This is a genomic window from Hymenobacter negativus (assembly GCF_017571495.1).
Classification (GTDB): domain Bacteria; phylum Bacteroidota; class Bacteroidia; order Cytophagales; family Hymenobacteraceae; genus Hymenobacter; species Hymenobacter negativus.
This window is the reverse complement of the sequence record NZ_JAGETZ010000006.1, coordinates 30,778-47,573: the sequence shown is the minus strand read 5'-3', so window position 1 is coordinate 47,573 and position 16,796 is coordinate 30,778. Positions and strand designations below refer to the sequence as shown.

Annotated in this window: 10 protein-coding genes; all 10 read right to left on the bottom strand. The window is 60.6% G+C overall.

What is annotated here, in order from left to right; all coding sequences use genetic code 11:
- Positions 1 to 35 precede the first annotated feature (35 nt).
- The 10 genes from J4E00_RS14235 to J4E00_RS14190 all read right to left on the bottom strand — a co-directional run bounded on the left by J4E00_RS14235 (position 36) and on the right by J4E00_RS14190 (position 16,795).
- Positions 36 to 338: a hypothetical protein gene (locus tag J4E00_RS14235; protein ID WP_208175847.1), complete on the bottom strand. Its 303-nt coding sequence runs from the start codon at positions 336 to 338 to the stop codon at positions 36 to 38.
- 104 nt (positions 339 to 442) lie between these two features.
- Positions 443 to 2,824, bottom strand: a complete 2,382-nt coding sequence (locus J4E00_RS14230) for a ribonucleoside-diphosphate reductase subunit alpha (protein WP_208175846.1) — start codon at positions 2,822 to 2,824, stop codon at positions 443 to 445.
- 463 nt (positions 2,825 to 3,287) lie between these two features.
- The gene (locus J4E00_RS14225; protein ID WP_208175845.1) at positions 3,288 to 4,121 is read right to left on the bottom strand and encodes a hypothetical protein; all 834 of its coding nucleotides are present in this window, start codon (positions 4,119 to 4,121) and stop codon (positions 3,288 to 3,290) included.
- 101 nt (positions 4,122 to 4,222) lie between these two features.
- The gene (locus J4E00_RS14220) at positions 4,223 to 4,849 is read right to left on the bottom strand and encodes a YceI family protein (protein WP_208175844.1); all 627 of its coding nucleotides are present in this window, start codon (positions 4,847 to 4,849) and stop codon (positions 4,223 to 4,225) included.
- Between the two features lie 302 nt (positions 4,850 to 5,151).
- On the bottom strand, positions 5,152 to 6,564 hold the full coding sequence (locus J4E00_RS14215; protein ID WP_208175843.1) for an alpha-amylase family glycosyl hydrolase: 1,413 nt from the start codon (positions 6,562 to 6,564) through the stop codon (positions 5,152 to 5,154).
- 158 nt (positions 6,565 to 6,722) lie between these two features.
- Positions 6,723 to 8,834: a glycoside hydrolase family 97 protein gene (locus J4E00_RS14210; RefSeq protein ID WP_208175842.1), complete on the bottom strand. Its 2,112-nt coding sequence runs from the start codon at positions 8,832 to 8,834 to the stop codon at positions 6,723 to 6,725.
- Positions 8,835 to 9,020: 186 nt separating this feature from the next.
- On the bottom strand, positions 9,021 to 10,394 hold the full coding sequence (locus tag J4E00_RS14205) for an alpha-amylase family glycosyl hydrolase (RefSeq protein WP_208175841.1): 1,374 nt from the start codon (positions 10,392 to 10,394) through the stop codon (positions 9,021 to 9,023).
- Positions 10,395 to 10,454: 60 nt separating this feature from the next.
- Positions 10,455 to 11,624, bottom strand: a complete 1,170-nt coding sequence (locus J4E00_RS14200; RefSeq protein ID WP_208175840.1) for a T9SS type A sorting domain-containing protein — start codon at positions 11,622 to 11,624, stop codon at positions 10,455 to 10,457.
- A gap of 303 nt (positions 11,625 to 11,927) precedes the next feature.
- Positions 11,928 to 13,571 (bottom strand): RagB/SusD family nutrient uptake outer membrane protein, encoded by a 1,644-nt coding sequence (locus J4E00_RS14195; protein WP_208175839.1) that lies wholly within the window; start codon positions 13,569 to 13,571, stop codon positions 11,928 to 11,930.
- Positions 13,572 to 13,714: 143 nt separating this feature from the next.
- Positions 13,715 to 16,795 (bottom strand): SusC/RagA family TonB-linked outer membrane protein, encoded by a 3,081-nt coding sequence (locus tag J4E00_RS14190; RefSeq protein WP_208175838.1) that lies wholly within the window; start codon positions 16,793 to 16,795, stop codon positions 13,715 to 13,717.
- Between the last annotated feature and the right edge of the window lies 1 nt (position 16,796).

Below are 16,796 nucleotides of genomic sequence, written 5' to 3'. Positions count from 1 at the left end.
CCCTGACCAGTACGGTCAGGGCTTTTTTATTGGTGTTACTCCTTGTCTTTGCGTTTGCGGGCCGCCGCTTTGGCCGCTTTCGGATTCGCTTGTTCCGCCAGCATCCGGTTGAATTCCTCCCGCGTCACCACGCCTGAGAGTTCGAGCGTCATCAGGTTGGTGTGCATGTGCAAAACCGGAATATCCTTGTCCTTATCGCGGATAATCAGGTGCCGAAGCAGCTTCTTGCCTGCGTCAGGCGGAAAGTCCCAATGCTGGTGGCTGGCCTCGGTGCGCACATGCACCAAGCCAAGCAACTTCAGCAAAGCGACGAATTGTTGATAGGGAATACTTTTCATTTATAGGCCGGTTAGCAAAAAGCCGCCTCACTAGGAGGCGGCTTTTTGAGGTGATGAGTAGATTAGGAATGCTAACCTGATTTGTTACTCAACAACCCTAAACTCTACGACCCGCAGGCCTCGCAGGCGTCCGGGTTATCCAGGGAGCAGGCCATGTCGGACTGGTTTTGCTCCACCAGGGCCAGGGGCTCCAGGGTTTCGGCGGCTTGCTTTTCCACCGTGAACTTGATGGCGTCGGCGGCGGCTTTGGTGCGCAGGTAGTACATGCCGGTTTTCAGGCCGCGCTTCCAGGCGTGGAAGTGCATGCTGGTGAGCTTGCCGAAGTTCACGTTTTGCACGTGCAGGTTCAGGCTCTGGCTCTGGCAGATGTAGGCCCCGCGGTCGGCGGCCTGGTCGATGATGCGGCGCTGCGAAATCTCCCACACCGTCTTGTACAGGTCCTTGATGTGCTGCGGAATGCGCTGGATGTTCTGCACCGAGCCGTTGGCCGCGATGATTTCCTGCTTCATCGCGTCGTTCCACAGGCCCAGGGCCACCAGGTCCTTCAGCAGGTGCTTGTTCACCACCATGAACTCGCCGCTGAGCACGCGCCGCACGTAAATGTTGCTCGTGTAGGGCTCAAACGACTCGTTGTTGCCCAGAATCTGGGCGGTGCTGGCCGTGGGCATGGGTGCCACCAGCAGCGAGTTGCGGGCGCCGTGCTTCACCACCTCGGCGCGCAGGCTTTCCCAGTCCCAGCGGCCCGAGTCGGGCGTCACGCCCCACAGGTCGAACTGGAACTTGCCCTGGCTCAGGGGCGAGCCGGGGAAGGTCTCGTAGTGCCCGTCCTTGATGGCGAGGTCCTTCGAGGCCGTCATGGCCGCGAAGTAGATGGTTTCGAAGATGTCCTTGTTCAGGCCCGAGGCTTCGTCACTCTCGAAGGGCATGCGCAGGGCAATGAACGTGTCGGCCAGGCCCTGCACGCCCAGCCCGATGGGGCGGTGGCGGAAGTTCGACTTCTGCGTTTCGGGCACCGGGTAGTAGTTCACGTCAATCACCTTGTTCAGGTTCACCGTGGCCTGGTAGGTCACCTCGTACAGCTTCTGGTGGTCGAAGGTGGTGTTGCCCTGGGCGTCGGTCACCAGGTAGCGGGGCAGCGCCAGCGAAGCCAGGTTGCACACCGCAATTTCGTCGGCGTCGGTGTACTCAATAATCTCGGTGCACAGGTTCGAGCTCTTAATCGTGCCCAGGTTTTGCTGGTTGCTCTTGCCGTTGGCCGCGTCCTTGAACAGCATGTAGGGCGTGCCCGTCTCCGTCTGGCTTTCCAGGATGGCAAACCACAGCTCCTGCGCCTTGATGGTGCGGCGGCCGCGGCCCTCCTTCTCGTACTTCATGTAGAGCTTCTCGAACTCCGGGCCCCAGGAGTTTTCCAGACCGGGGCACTCGTGGGGGCACATCAGCGTCCAGTCGCCGTTTTCCTCCACGCGCTTCATGAACAAGTCGGGCGTCCACAGCGCATAAAACAAGTCGCGGGCGCGCATTTCCTCCTTGCCGTGGTTCTTCTTCAGGTCGAGGAACTCGAACACGTCGGCGTGCCAGGGCTCCAGGTAAATGGCGAACGCGCCCTTGCGCTTGCCACCGCCCTGGTCCACGTAGCGGGCCGTGTCGTTGAACACCTTCAGCATGGGCACCAGCCCGTTCGAGTTGCCATTCGTGCCCTTGATGTAGGAGCCCGTGGCCCGCACGTTGCTCACCGACAGCCCGATGCCGCCGGCAGATTGCGAAATCAACGCGCAGTTCTTCAGCGTGTCATAAATGCCGTCGATGGAGTCGTCCTTCATCGTGAGCAGGAAGCAGCTCGACATCTGCGGCTTCGGCGTGCCCGCGTTGAACAGCGTGGGCGTGGCGTGCGTAAACCACCGCTCGCTCAGCAAGTTGTAGGTCTTAATAACCGACTCAATGTCATCCTTGTGGATGCCCACCGACACGCGCATCAGCATGTGCTGGGGCCGCTCCACCACCTTGCCCTCCAGGCGCAGCAGGTACGAGCGTTCCAGCGTCTTGAAGCCGAAGAAGTCGTAGTTGTAGTCCCGGTCATAAATAATGGCCGAGTCCAGCGTAGCGGCATTCTTATGAATCACCTCCCACACGTCGGTGGCCAGCAGCGAAGCGTTGTCGCCGTTCTTGGGGTCCTCGTAAGTATACAGCCGCTTCATCGTGCTCGAGAAGGACTTAGAAGTCACCTTGTGCAGGTTGCTCACCGCAATGCGGGCCGCCAGAATGGCGTAGTCCGGGTGCTTGGTGGTGAGCGAAGCGGCGGTTTCGGCGGCGAGGTTGTCAAGCTCCACGGTGGTCACGCCGTCGTAGATGCCGTCAATCACCTTCTTGGCCACCTCAATCGGCGACACGTAGTCCATGTGCAAGCCATAGCACAGCTTCTCAATGCGGGCAGTTACCTTGTCGAACTTGACGGATTCGCGGCGTCCGTCGCGTTTAATTACGAGCATACCAGTAGTGTTTTGGTGTGGATTTTTTTGTATACAAAAACCCGCGGCAGGGGCAGCCCCCGCCGCAAGTCGTTCAGTCAGTTGTGAAAGGGTAGATTGGAGGGTGGCGGAGTGTGGACCTCCGGGGTTATTCAATCCTTGAAATTACCCGTTGTGTTTGGGGAGGACAAGGAAAAACCTCAGAAGTTTTCCACAACGCCCCAGGTTGGGTCCTACAGCCGTTTTTTATTGTGCCGCTATTTATCCCGACCAAACTCACGATGCTGCCGTTCGGGTTACACATTTCCGCAGCTGGCTTTGCCTTGAATGAATGGCCACTCTTCTCTAGCCGGGCAGTGCTGTCTACCTCAGGAAAGTGCGTTCTAAATGCTCCCTTCGACTTTCTCATTATCTCCTGTTTTGCCAGTTCCTCCTGTACGCGGCGGCTTGCTACTGGACTGTTCCACTGCGGCTCCCAGAAGAATTACCCCTCTCCGTCATAGGTCTGGTTGCAGATACAGTCGGCCTTGACAGGGCGGTTTGGGAACAGCAGGTGGTAGAACAGGGCCTGCGTTTTCAGGGAGCCGTGCGGAGCGTCAGTAGCAGCATCCCAGTAAATCACTTTCAGCGGGTTTGGGCCATATGCTGATGCCTCACGCGCCCAAAGGCTTACGTTTATCAGCGGGTCGTGTAGAGGCGGGCGCCAGCCATCGAGAATGAATTCGGGGTAGTTGTGATACTTAAAGTAAGCGCCGGCTAATCGTTCCGCCGCGTAGCTGCGCGGCACCACTCGGGCCAGGGCCGAAGGTTTGTGCCGTTCAGCAGCGGGTAGGCTGGCCACCGCCGCTTCTACCTCCCGGAACTGTTTCTCCACCCACAGTTGGGGCAATATCAACAGCATCGCCCCGGCGCCAAAAATCCAGCGCGCTCCAGGAAGCGCACTGACCATTGTCCGGTTCAGCGCCTGCACTGCAAACACCACCGGCACCCAAAGCAGCAATGGAAACACCAGAAAGAAGAACAGCAGCATGCTTAACAGCTGCATGGGATTAATGAACAGCGCGCAATACACGCACACCGTAAAATGCATACCCATTAGAAAGAGCATCAGGTAATTCAGCACCGGAATGCGCTTCGCAAATGGCCACAGCAGAAAAGCCGCCGTACTCACGGCCAGCACCCATGCCGCCCATTCCACCGGCTGGCAGAATCCCTGAAACCAATACTCATTGGCCCAATAGGCCGTGCCGGCTAAGGCAATGTTGATATAAGGCATGTGCGGCCGCAGCCACTGCAAGAAGCATCGAAGTTTGGTCATAGCTTCTGCAACGGCGGGCGGCGCTGGTTTCGTGTTTGGCGCACAAGAAAGCCCGCCGCTGCAAGCGCAGGGCGGGCCTTCATTTTTGGAATAACGCTGCGTTACTTAGCGATGCTTGCCGTGCCGGCGGGGCCAGGCTGGCAGCTTAGAATCACGCTCACATCGATGCTTTTGGCGATGTTGTTGCGCACCAGGGCGGGGATTTTGATTTTGTAGTCGGCCGGCGCTACAGCGAACTTGGAGGTTACCACCAGGTCATTGCCGCGTAGCTGCAGGGTGCCGGGCACGCGCACTTTGCGCTTCACATTGTGGATGGTGAGCAAACCCTGCACATACACCGGCTGGGGGCCGCTGCGCAGCTGTGCCTCGGTGGGCATGGTCACGAGCGTGCCGGTAAAGCGGGCGCGGGGGTACTTGTCGCTCTCGGCGTAGTTCTCGTTGAAATGCTCCTGCATCAGCGAGTTTTTGAACTGGAAGTCCTTCATCAGCATGGAAAACGCCAGCTGGCCGTTGCTCAAATCGAAAATGGCGGCCACGCGGGAGTTCAGGGCCTCAATGTCTTCGAGCGGCGCGGTGGAGAAGAAGGTGGTTTGCCCGCCGGCGGTAGTGTAGCGCTGGAGCATGGCCGCTGTCGGCTCGGAAGCGGCGGTGGCAGCAGGCGCGGGCGCTTGCGCATGGGCGGCCCCGGCAGCACCCAGGCCCAGAAGGAACAGTAACGCGTATTTCATGCGAACGAGGTATAGAAGAAGTGGGTGGGAATGCCGCAGCCGCTGCAAAGCGCTTGCTTTGCTCAACTCGGTGATAGTGGAGAAAAAGTTGCCTGAAAAGCGCCTTTCCTGCGGCCGCACCTCACGAAGCGCTATAGCCGCGGCAATGCGGATAAGCAGGCATAATTTGAGGCGTAATGATTAAGCATTGACGACAAGAGGCCAGCTGCCTAAAAGCCGGACACAAAAAAGCTGGCCTTATCCCGCCTTAGCAAAATGCTTCGGGGGATAAGGCCAGCTAGGGCGTGTGCACCGGCGCCGGGCTATTTTTTTAGCACCAGGTAGCCGTAGGCGGGCAGCGCAACCGAAGCGCCAACGGTGACTGAACTGCCGGTCAGGGCATTGGTCCAGGCACCCTGCAGGGCGGCGGGCACGGCGAAGGGTTGGACCGAGTTGCGCACGTTCGCCAGCACGAAGGCCCGGTCGGAGCCGGCCGCCTTGGTGAAGGCGCACACGTTGGCGGTGCTGTAGGCAGTGGGCGTGCCGTGCTGTAGGGCTGGGCTGGCGGCGCGGGCGGCCATCAGCTGCTTGTAGGCACGGGTCACGGCAGGTTTCGTGCCCCACTGCACCTTTACGGTGGTGAAGGGGAAGGTAATAGCCGTGCTCATGCCAGCCTCCTGCCCGTTGTAAATGAAGGGAATGCCCTTGTAGAGGGCGGCAACCACAAACGCTGACATGGCCCCGGCATCGCCGCCAAACAGTGCGACAGGGGTGCCGTCGGAACCGTTCACGTCGTGGTTGGTGATGTAGCGCACGACGCTTTGCGTGCCGGTAGCGCTGGCGAACTCACTGGTATTGAGGGCGTCGAAAGTGGTCGCCGACTGGCCGTTCTTATACACCTGGTAGATGCTGCCGTAGAAGTTGAAGCCGAAGTTGTAGTCGAAGCCCGAGGCGAAATTGCTGGCGCGGGTGCCTTCTGCCAGCAGCAGCAGCTTGTGGGTGCGCACGCTGCGCAGGGTGTCCACGGCTTGCTTCCAGAAATCGGTAGCGGCGATATCAGGGGCATCGGCGTAGTCACAGCGAAACCCGTCGACGTTGGCGGTAAACACCCACGACTTCATGGCCGAAATCATTTCCAGGCGCATGGCCGCGTTAGTGAAATTGAGCTGCGCCACATCGGTAAACGTAGTGTTGGGCGGGCTCTGGATGCCCCCGGCCCCGTCTTTCTGGTACCAGTCGGGGTGGGCCGTTATCCAGGCGTTGTCCCAGCTGGTATGGTTGGCCACCCAGTCCAACATCACGGCCATATTTCGGGCGTGGGCGGCGTCTACCAGCGTGCGCAGGTCGGCGAGGCTGCCAAACTCGGGGTTTACGGCGCGGTAGTCCTTCACTGCGTAGGGCGAGTTCGACGACCGACTATTGGTCCCAATCGGGTAAATCGGCATCAGGTACAGCACGTTCGCGCCAACGGCCTTGATGGAATCGAGCCGGGCCGTGACGCCCGCCAGGTTGCCCGCCTGGCTAAAGGCCCGGATGTTCACTTGATACACCACGGCATCCTCCCGGTTGGGCACCCCGGCGAAGGGCGTGCCGTACTGCGGCGGCGTGGTTGTGGTGACCACCGGCGGGATGATAGGGTCGGGCGCGGCTGGCGAGTCTTTCTTGCAAGCAGCCAGCAGGCTTAGGGACACTGCCAAAGCCAAGCCTTTTTTGAAGGCGTTATTGTAAAAGAGCATGTTTTTAGTGGTTAATGTTTTTAAATTCAGACTGTTACATCCTTGCTTTGCATTACACTTTACCACGCAGCAATCCCTCCCCGCAGCGGGGGCATCAAGCAATTTCCCATCTTGTCACAGCTGCCCCTCTCCCAGAAAGGCGGGAGTGAATGTCCTTCCTACTTCACGGGCTTGAAGCTGACCGCCGCGCCACCCCCGGCTGCCAGCTGCAGCGTGAGCGCCGACTTGCTGGTCACCACTTGCCTGGTGATGCGGTAAGCGGTGGGGTTTTTATCCCAGCTGGCCCCTTTGCCGTCGGCGTAGATGGTGGCCTCGTAGCGCTGGCCGGGCGTCAGAAAGTCCAGCTTGAGGGGCTGCTGCCGGGCGTTTTCGTCAGTAATGCTGCCGAGGTACCACTCGTCGCGGCCCTTGGCTTTGCGCACGGTGGTGAGGTAGTCGCCGGGCTCGGCGGCCAGGATGCGGGTGTCGTCCCAGTCCACGGGCACGTCTTCGATGAATTTGAAGGCATCGAGGTGCGGCTGGTAGTTTTCGGGCAGGTCGGCGGCCATTTGCAGGGGCGAGTACATCGTCACGTAAAGGGCCAGCTGCTTGGCCAGGGTGGTGTGCACCTGACGCTTGAGCTTGGCATCGGCGAAGCCCTGGATTTTGAAGATGCCCGGCGTGTAATCCATCGGGCCGCCCATCATGCGGGTGAAGGGCAGAATGGTTTCGTGCTCGGGCATATTGCCCTCACTGAAGGCGTTAAACTCGTTGCCGCGGGCCGACTCGCAGGCTAGCCAGTTGGGGTAGGTGCGGTGCAGGCCGGTGGGACGCACGGCCTCGTGCATGTCCACCATTATCTGGTTGTCGGCCGTTTTTTGAGCGGTGCGCACGTAGTGGTTGGCCATCCACTGGCCGTCGTGGTGCTCGCCGCGCGGGATAATGCGGCCCACGTAGCCGGTCTTGACGGAGGTATAGCCGTGCTGTTTCATGAAGCGGTAGGCAGCATCCTGGCGGCGCTCGTAGTTGGTGACGGAGCTGCTGGTTTCGTGGTGCATGATGATGTTGACGCCCTTGCTGGCGGCGTAGCGCTGCAGCTCGTCCACGTCAAAATCGGGATAGGGCGTCACGAAGTCGAACACTTCTTCCTTCCAGTTATTGGCCCAGTCTTCCCAGCCCACGTTCCAGCCCTCCACCAGTACGCCGGTGATGTGGTGCGCAGCCGCAAAGTCGATGTATTCCTTCACGTGGGCGGTGTTGGCCATGTGGCGGCCGTTGGGCTTGAGCTTGCTCCAGTCGGTGCCGGCCAGCTTGATGTTGAAGGTATCGGCGTAGTTCCAGGAGCCGCGGCTCACCTGCATTTCCCACCACACGCCCACAAATTTCTGGGGCTTAATCCAGCTCGGGTCAGCAATTTTGCTGGGTTCGTTCAGGTTTAGAATGAGCTTGCTGGCCAGCACCTCGGGCGCCTTGTCGCTCACCACGATGGTGCGCCAGGGCGTGTGCTCAGGGGCCTGCAAGTAGGCTTTGGCGCCGGTGCCGGTGGCATCGGGCACCAGCTGGCTGCTCAGGCCGAAGGTTTTGGTGTCCACGTTCAGGAACATGGCCGGGTAGTTCACCAGCGCCGCCTCGTGGATGTTGACGTACAGGCCGTCGTCCGATTTCAGCATCAGCGGCGTCTGGATGCGGTTGGCCGGTGCCTTCAGCTGAATAGCCTTGATGGGTGTGGTGTTTACCTCGCTCACGCGGCTGGTGGTGTAGGCGTACTCGTTCGAGTCGTAGTCGCCCGGAATCCAGAAGGCCTTGTGGTTGGCCGGCAGGTTGAACTCCGTGAACTCGTCCTGCACCGTGAAATACTGCAGCCCGGACTGGCGCGGAAACTCGTAACGAAAGCCCACTCCATCGGCAAATACCCGGAACACCACGTCCAGCTTGCGGCCGTCGGCGGCGGGTTGGCGCAGGTGCACCGTGAGCTGCTGGTAATGGTTGCGAATGTCCTTTACTTCGCCCCACACTGGCTGCCAGGTTTCGTCCACGTCCTTGGTTTCGCTGCCGGCGAGTACCAGCGGACCATCGAAGCCCTTGCCATCGGCAAAAGACATACCCAGGCGAGAGGGCTTGAGGACGGTTTTCGGACCATAAGAAACGGCGTAGGCGGGGCGGCCATCCGGCCCCAGCGTCACCGTCAGGCTGACTTTGTCGAGATGAGCGGTCAGGGGTGCGGCGGCTTGCGCCTGGGCACGGTAGGTGGCCGGGAGCACCAGCAAGGCTAATAATATGTTTCGCTTCATTCGTAGGTATCGGCCCTGTTCTTATAGTTGTTTAGGAATTCGCATTGCTCATTCCGCCCTCACCCCCGGTCCATCTCCCGCGGAGAGGGAAGCCTAACGATTTTCGACAGGTGCATTTCCATTGCCCTCTCTCCGAGGGAGAGGGGGTCAGGGGGTGAGGCGACCCGCGTCAGGCAAAACAGGCGGCTATTTCTTCAAAATTAGATACTGATAGGGCTGTAGCGTCAGGTTGGTCAGCGCGGCGGGTTTGCCGTCGTAGGCATTGCGCCAGCCCGCACTGCCTACGCTGGCAGGCACGGGGTAGTTCACGGCGGCGTTGCGCAGGTTGGCCAGCACCAGCACTTGCTCTTTGCCATCGGTTTTGGTGAAGGCGCACACGTCGTCGGTGCTGTAGGAAGCCAGCGTGCCGTTGCGCACGGCGTTGCTGCCGTTGCGGAAGCGGATAAGCTGCTTGTATTCGCGGGTCAGGGCTGGGTTGGGCGTCCAGGCGATGGGCTTGCGGGCGCCCATGAAGGGTACCCGCTCGGCATACCCTACCTCCTGTCCGTTGTAAATCATGGGCACGGCCTTCATGTAGGCCGCCACCACGAAGGCCGCCATCATGCCCCGCTCGCCGCCGAACAGCTGCTGCGGCGTGCCGTCCCAAGCGTTGATGTCGTGGTTGGAGGTGTAGCGCACCATGCTGGCGTTGGCCGGGGCGTTGCGGTAGTTGGCGGTGTTCACCGAGTCGATGAGCTTGACGCTTTTGCCTTTGGCGAAAATGTCGCCCTTCATGGTGTTCATGAAACCGAAGTCGTAGCACAAGTCGAAGCCGGCCTGCAGGTAGTATTTCTTTTTGTCGCCCTCGGCCAGCATCAGCAGCTTGTGGCCGGGAATGGCGCGCAGGTTGGCCAGGGCTTCGGTAAAGAACTCCTGGCTTGGGCCGTCGGCGTAGTCGAAGCGGTAGCCGTCGATGTTGGCCGCGAACACCCAGTAGCGCAGGGCCTGAATCATAGCCGTGTGTACCTCGGGCTTGGCCCAATTGAGCTGGGCAATATCTTTCCAATCGGGGATGGGGTTCACGATATTGCCGGCTGCGTCGTGCACATACCAGTCAGGATGCTGCGTTACCCAGGCGTGGTCGAAGCTGGTGTGGTTGCCCACCCAGTCGAGTATTACGGCCAAGCCACGGGCGTGGGCGGCGTCAATTAGCGTGCGCAGGTCGCTGAGGCTACCAAATTCCGGATTGACAGCCGTGTAATTCTGCACGGCAAAGGGCGAATCGACGGCCCGCAGCTTGCCGATGGGGAAGATGGGCATCAGATACACCACATTCGCCCCCAGGGCCTTAACCGAATCGAGCCGGGCCGTGACGGCCTTGAAAGTGCCTTCCTTGCTAAAGCCCCGCATGTTGACCTGGTAGATGGTTGCGTTCCGGCCATCGGGCACGCCGGCAAAGGGCTTACCATACGGCGCGGGGTCTTTGTAGGCAGCCTTCGGGGCGGTTTGGGCCAGGGCAGAGCCCGTACAAGCCAACCCGGCCAGCAGCGTTAGGAAGGAAGATAAAGCGTTTTTTTTCATAGAGAAATGACCAGCGGGCCGGGCCTCGTTGGCCCAACCCGATAATCAGAAAGTGAAGAACTAGCGAGTTACTTCCAGGCGGCGGGTCGCAACTTTGTCGCCTACCTGCACCTTCGCCAGGTACAGGCCGGGCGTCAGAGCGTCGCCGGAAACCCGCAGTTCGTGAAAGCCGGCGCTCTGCTTGGCGTTCAGCAAGGTGCTTACCTCACGGCCCAGCAAATCGGTGATGCGCACGGCCACGTTCTGGCTGCCCAGCACTTGGTAGGAAATCGTCGATTCGCCCTGCACGGGGTTCGGAAACACGCTCATGGCCACCACGGCGGCGTCGGCTTGGCGGGCGCTGGTCACTACCACGTTTAAGGGAGCGGCCTGGTTGCCGGCGAGGGTTGTGAAATCAGGGTTGAACCCCAGGTTGTTGTTGCCGTTGCCGGGAATTTCGGGAATCACGTCCGACGACCAAAATCCGTCGCCGCTCACGTAGGCGGCCATCACCCGCACGATGGACGCGCCCGAGGGCAGGCCCAGCGAAGTGCGATTGAACTCGTATTCGAGGGCGTAGGAGCCGGCCCCGCCGCCGTTGGCATTGCCCGGGTTGCCGGTGATGTCGGTGGGCGACGCCAGGTAGGCCACGCGAGTGCCCGCAAACAGGCTATACACGCCGGTGGTGGATGCCGGCGGGATGGTGCTGGGCTGGCCGTTGTTGGTGGCCGTGGCGCTCAGGCCGTCGCCCAGCGACTTGGCCACGCCCGCGGTCGAGGTATAAATGGCTGCCTGCACGTCCAGATTGCCGGTGGTGGCAATGGCCGCGTCGGCTTCCAGTTCCAGCTTGGTGCCACCAATGCTGTGGGGGTTGCCGTTATTATCGACAAAAGAGCCGAACACCGTCGCATTGGTCGCAATGCTGGGCAAAGCAGTACCCACAGGCACCCCAGTACGGTTCGGCAAGTCCATATACAGCTGGAAGTTGTTGCCACTGGCTTCGATGGTGCCCGCCAATGCGATGTAGAGTTTGGTGGGGCTGTTGGCCCCGTACATGCGCAGCAGACCGGCATTGCCAAAGCCCGCCGAACCAACATGCGCCGTGGTGAAAGCCCCCAGCGAGGCATACTGCCCGCTCGTCGTACCGATTTCATTGGCATTGACAACGCCATCGAGCGTAATCTGCGCCTGGGCGTTGAGCGCGCCGCCGGTTAGAGCGGTTACCAGAGCCAGAGTAAACGTTTTGTTCATGAGTGAAAGGATGAAGGAGTGAGTGGGAATTGAAACTCTTATGAGAAGCGAATGGCCGCATAGAGGCAGGGCTTGCCCCTGTCCACACGTTTGGACCATCTCACTAACTGTTTGGCAACGACGGGCGAGCACAAGCCCCGCCTCTGCCACCGTTTGGTGCGTTGCCGAATGGGTAGTTTCGGACTTAGTACCTGGCCCACTCAAAACCCGGCATTACCAGTGCCGGACCGGGCTTGCACCCGATTTCCCACCTTGAGCGCCAGGCACTAAGTCCCAAACCGTATGTAATTCGTGAGCAGATGCTTAGTAGCCGGGGTTCTGCTTCAGCGTGGGGTTGGCCACGAGGTCGGTGGAAGGCAGCGGGTACAGGTTGCGGGTGGTTTGGATGTCGTGGCCCGCTTTGGTGTCGCCGGCGCCGGTGTAGCCTTTGAAGGGCCAGTTGTAGCCCGTGGTGAACTTGCCGAAGCGCACCAGGTCGGTGCGGCGGGTGCCTTCCCAATACATCTCGCGGGCGCGCTCGTCCAGAATGAAACTGGTGGTGAGGTCACTGGCGCTGATGCGGCCGTCGGTGGCACCGCCAGTGTTGCCGTAGGCGCGGTCGCGCAGGTGGTTCACATAGGTCAGGGCCTGGGCCTGGCTGCCGCCGGTGCCGCCGCGCAGCACGGCTTCGGCATACATCAGGTATACATCGCCGAGGCGGAGGAGCGGAAAGTCGGTGTCGGCAAAAATCAGCTGCGGGTCGTTGCCATTGGCACCGGTAGAGGTTTTATTGCGCCACTTGGTCACGCCATAGCCTTCAGTGAAGATAGTCAGGTCGTTGATTTCCAAGCTTTGGCCGTTCGTAAAAAACATGGCCCGGGTATCGAATCCGCTGGCCGGCGTGGGGAACAGCAGCGGCAGGTTGCGGCGGGTACGGTTGCCGGCCCAGCCACTGTTCACGCCGAAGCCGCTGGCCAGCATGTTGCCGCCCACGGCGGCGTGTATCAGGTAGGTAGTGCCGCCATACACCTGCGAAACCACGCCGTCGCTGGTGATGGGGAAGATGATTTCCGAAGCCGCCGTCCGGTTGTTGTCGGCCAGAAACAGGAAGCGGTATTCCGGGGCCAGCGTGTAGCTGGACGTGCCCAGAATCTTGTTGCAGTAGGTGAGGCAGTCGGTGTAGTGGTCGGTGCCAGTGTACACTTCGGCATTCAGGTAGAGCTTGGCCAGCAGCGTCCAGGCGGCGCCCTGGTCGGCGCGGCCGTAGGGGGCAGTGTGGGCAGCCAGCAATACGGGCTCGATGGCCTTCAGCTCCGACTCGATGTAGGCAAACAGCGCGGCACGGGTGGTTTGCGCGGGCAGGTCCTTGCTGGGCGCGTTGGCTTCGGTCACGAAGGGCACGTTGCCATACAAATCGATGGCGTGGTAATAAGCCAGCGCACGCAGGAAGCGGGCTTCGGCGCGGTAGAGGCGGGCCTTATCGGCATCGGTGCCCAAGATGCCGCGGGTGCTGAGCTTGTCGTCGCTGGTTTCGCGGATGAACTCATTGCACAGCGCCACCTCGTAGAAAATCCGGGTGTAGCTATTATTTATCAGGTCGTTGCTCGACGTCCAGGTGCCGGTGTTCAGCTCCTGCAGCGGGCCGCTGTTCCAGGCCACCACGGCTTCGTCGGTCACCAGTTCCTGCAGGTACCAGTAGGCGCGCATGTAGGAAGTTTCGCCCTCGTCCTTGCCCTGCCCGGCAAATACGTCGGGGGCGCCGGAGTTACCGGAGAGGTTGAAGCCGGCATAGCACTTAGCCAGCACCTGGATGTAGTTGGCCGGGTCGCGGTACACCGACTCGGTGTTCAAATCGTAAAACGGCGAGCGGTCGAGGTCTTTGTTGCAAGCCGTGAGGCCGCCGGTAAGCAGGGCTGCAGCGAGGGCCAGGGTCAGGCCGCCACGGCGCAGGGTAAGGTGGGAATTCATATCGGGAAGTGGTGGAATGGTGGGGATGTTGGGCTGGTGGCAGCACGTTATGCCAAGCGCAGCCGGGGCAGTTCGTGCGCGCCGTTATCACGACTGAATTGGTGGCATATGAGACGCATCAACCCCGCTCAGCATGACATTGCCTAGAAGCCGATGTTGACGCCGGCCGTGATGGTGCGGGGCAGCGGATAGAAATTGTTGTCGATGCCCGTGGCGCGCTCCGGGTCAAGGCCGGTGTACTTGGTGAGCAGCAGCAGGTTCTGGCCGGCCAGGGTGAAGCGTAGCGTGGTGCCGGCTTTCAGCAGTTCGCCGAAATCGTAGCCCAGCGTCACGTTCTGGAGGCGTACAAACGTGCCGTCTTCCAAGTTAATGTCGCTCAGCGGCTGGCCATTTCGGAAACCAGTTTCGTAGATGGCGGGCACCACGTTGTTCGAGAAATTCAGACCGGTGTTCAGGCCGGCGTAGTTGCTTTGGCCGCTGGCCACGTTGTTATACACATAGCCGCCGATGTTGGAGCGCACCGTGAAGGCCAGGCTGGCTTTGCCGTAGCTCAGGTTCGAGCTAAAGCCCAAAATGGCTTTCGGGGCGGGGTTCTTGCCATACACTTTGTCGCGCTCGTTGATGAGGCCGTCGCCGTTCTGGTCCACGTACTGCACCGGGCTGAGGGCGGCCGTCGGGCCCTGCAAGGGCTTGCCATTCTCGTACTTCTGCTGGTACAGGAAGAAGGTGTTGGGCGCGTAGCCTACGGCGTTCACCTGCACAAACTGGAAGTTGCTGATGTCGCCGGTGGGCGTGCCCTGGTAGGCCGGGTCTTCCACCTGCGAGAGCTTGGTAATCTTGCCCCGGTTGAAGGTCGCGTTGGCGTTCACCGACCAATTCAGCTTGTCGCCCTGCAACACGTTGTAGTTCAAGGACAACTCCAAGCCCCGGTTTTCGAGGTTGCCGATGTTGGTGAGCAGCGTGTTGGAAAGGTTGCTGCCCGCCGGAATTGGAATTACGGCCAGCAAGTCCTTGGTTTTGCGCAGGTACACGTCCACGGTACCCGTCAGGCGGTTGTTGAAGAAGCCGAAATCCAGGCCCACATCATACGTGGCGGTTTGCTCCCATTTCAGGTTGCGGTCGTAGGCCGCCGGCCGCAAGGTGCGGATGGTATCGGTGCCGATAATCTGGCTCACCGTCGGCGAGCCGATGCTGTACTTGGCCAGGTAAGGGTAGTCGCCGGCCACACCGTACACGTCCTGCTGGCCGGTGCTGCCGTAGCTCAGGCGCAGCTTCAGGTCCGACAGGGTTTTGGCTTCGGCCAGGAAGTTTTCCTTGTTGATGCGCCAGGCCACCGAAGCGGCCGGGAAGTAGCCCCAGCGCTGCTCGGGGCTGAAGCGCGACGAGGCATCGGCCCGCAGCGTGCCCGTGAACAGGTACCGGTCCTTGAAGTTGTAGTTGACCCGGCCGTAGTACGACAGCAGCGTGTACTGCGTCTTGAATGGGTTTTCGGCCGGCGTGAGCGGGTTCACCCGCGAGCCATCGGCCTTGTAGGCAAAGCGGAAGGGCGAGTAGGTGTAAAAGTCCTGGTACGAGTAGCCGGCCAGCGCCTCAACGCGGTGGTCGCCAATCTGTTTGCTGTAGTTCAGGTACGCTTCCAGCAGCTTGTTGTCCTTCTCCTGACGGTAAGAAGTATTCTGCCCCTGATTAGCGAAAGCCAGGGCCGAGGCCGCCGGAATGAACACGGTGCCAGCGCTGCGCGAGATGTCGTAGCCCAGGTTCAGGTTGGCGTGCAGGTCGGGCAGGAAATGCAGCGAATAGTCAAACTGCACGTTGCCGATGCTGCGCAGCACCGTGCTGCGGTCGCGCTTGTCGTTGAGCCGGGCTACCGGGTTGCGACCACTCAGCGTGTTCGGAATGGCCCCGTCGCGCCACTCGAAGTAGCCGTTGAACCCGTTCGGGCCGTTGTCGTAAATAGGCTGCGTAGGATTGAAGCGCGCCGCCTCTCCAATAGCCCCCTGGTCGGCAAAGCGGTAGTCGGCCCAGGTGCCCTTGGCGTTAATATCGATGCGCAAGTGGTTATCCAACAGCTTTGGTGTGAGGCCAATGGAAGCTGAGTTACGCTTCAGGTTGCCGGTGCGCAGGGTGCCGTCCTGGTTGAGGTAGCCCACCGACACGCGGTAGGGCATGTTCTTGACGCTGCCAGTCAGGCTCACGCTGTTGTCGGTGGTCCAGGCCGTTTTGTAGATGGCGTCCTGCCAGTCGGTATTGGCCGTGCCCAGGTAGGCCGTGTTGGTGGCCGGAATGGTGCCCTGGGCCACGGCATTGTTCAGCAGCACGCGGTAGGCGTCGGCGCTCAGCACGTCCACCTTGCCATAGTTCGTGGCCCGCGACACCTGCGAGCTGATGTTAACGTGCATCTTCTCCCCGACCACCCCTTTTTTGGTGGTGATGAGGATGACGCCGTTAGCTGCCCGCGAGCCGTAGATAGCGGTGGCCGAAGCATCTTTCAGCACCGTAAAGCTCTCAATGTCTTGTGGGTTCACCAGTGCCAGTGCGTTGCCCGCACCGTTAATAGCCTGGTTGTCTACCGGTACTCCATCGATGACGATGAGCGGGTCGTTGCTGGCATTCAGCGACGAGCCGCCGCGCACCCGGATGGTGCTCACCTCGCCGGGAGCCCCGCCGCTGGTCGTGATTTGCACACCGGCCACCTTGCCCTGCACCAGCTGCTCGGGCGAGGTCACCTGGCCTTTCACAAAGTCCTTGGTGGTCACCGTAGTTACGGAGCCGGTCAGGTCCTGACGGCGGGTGGTGCCGTAGCCCACAATCACTGCCTCGTTCAGGGCAGTAGCGTTTTCAGTCAGCGTGGTGGCGGCCACAGTAGCCGTTTGCCCGTCGCCCACGGTCACTGCCACTCGACTGGAATTCAGTCCAATAGAGGAAAAAACCAGCGTACGCGCCCCAGCCGGCACATTAGTAATAGAATACGCCCCGGAGGCATCGGTGGAAGCTCCCAGCGTGGTGCCCTCCACAATAACCGTGACGCCGGGGATGCCTTCGCCCTTGGCGTCCACTACGCGGCCCGTCACGGTGCCGCCGGCCACTGCGCGGGTGGCAAGTCGTGTGGCTGGGCCGGCCGGGTGCGCCACGGCGGTGCTTATAACAAGGCCTCCCAGCACCGAAGTGAGCAAGGATTTCCGAAGAAAATGGGGAGGTAATAGCGGCGGTAACAAGTGCAGCATG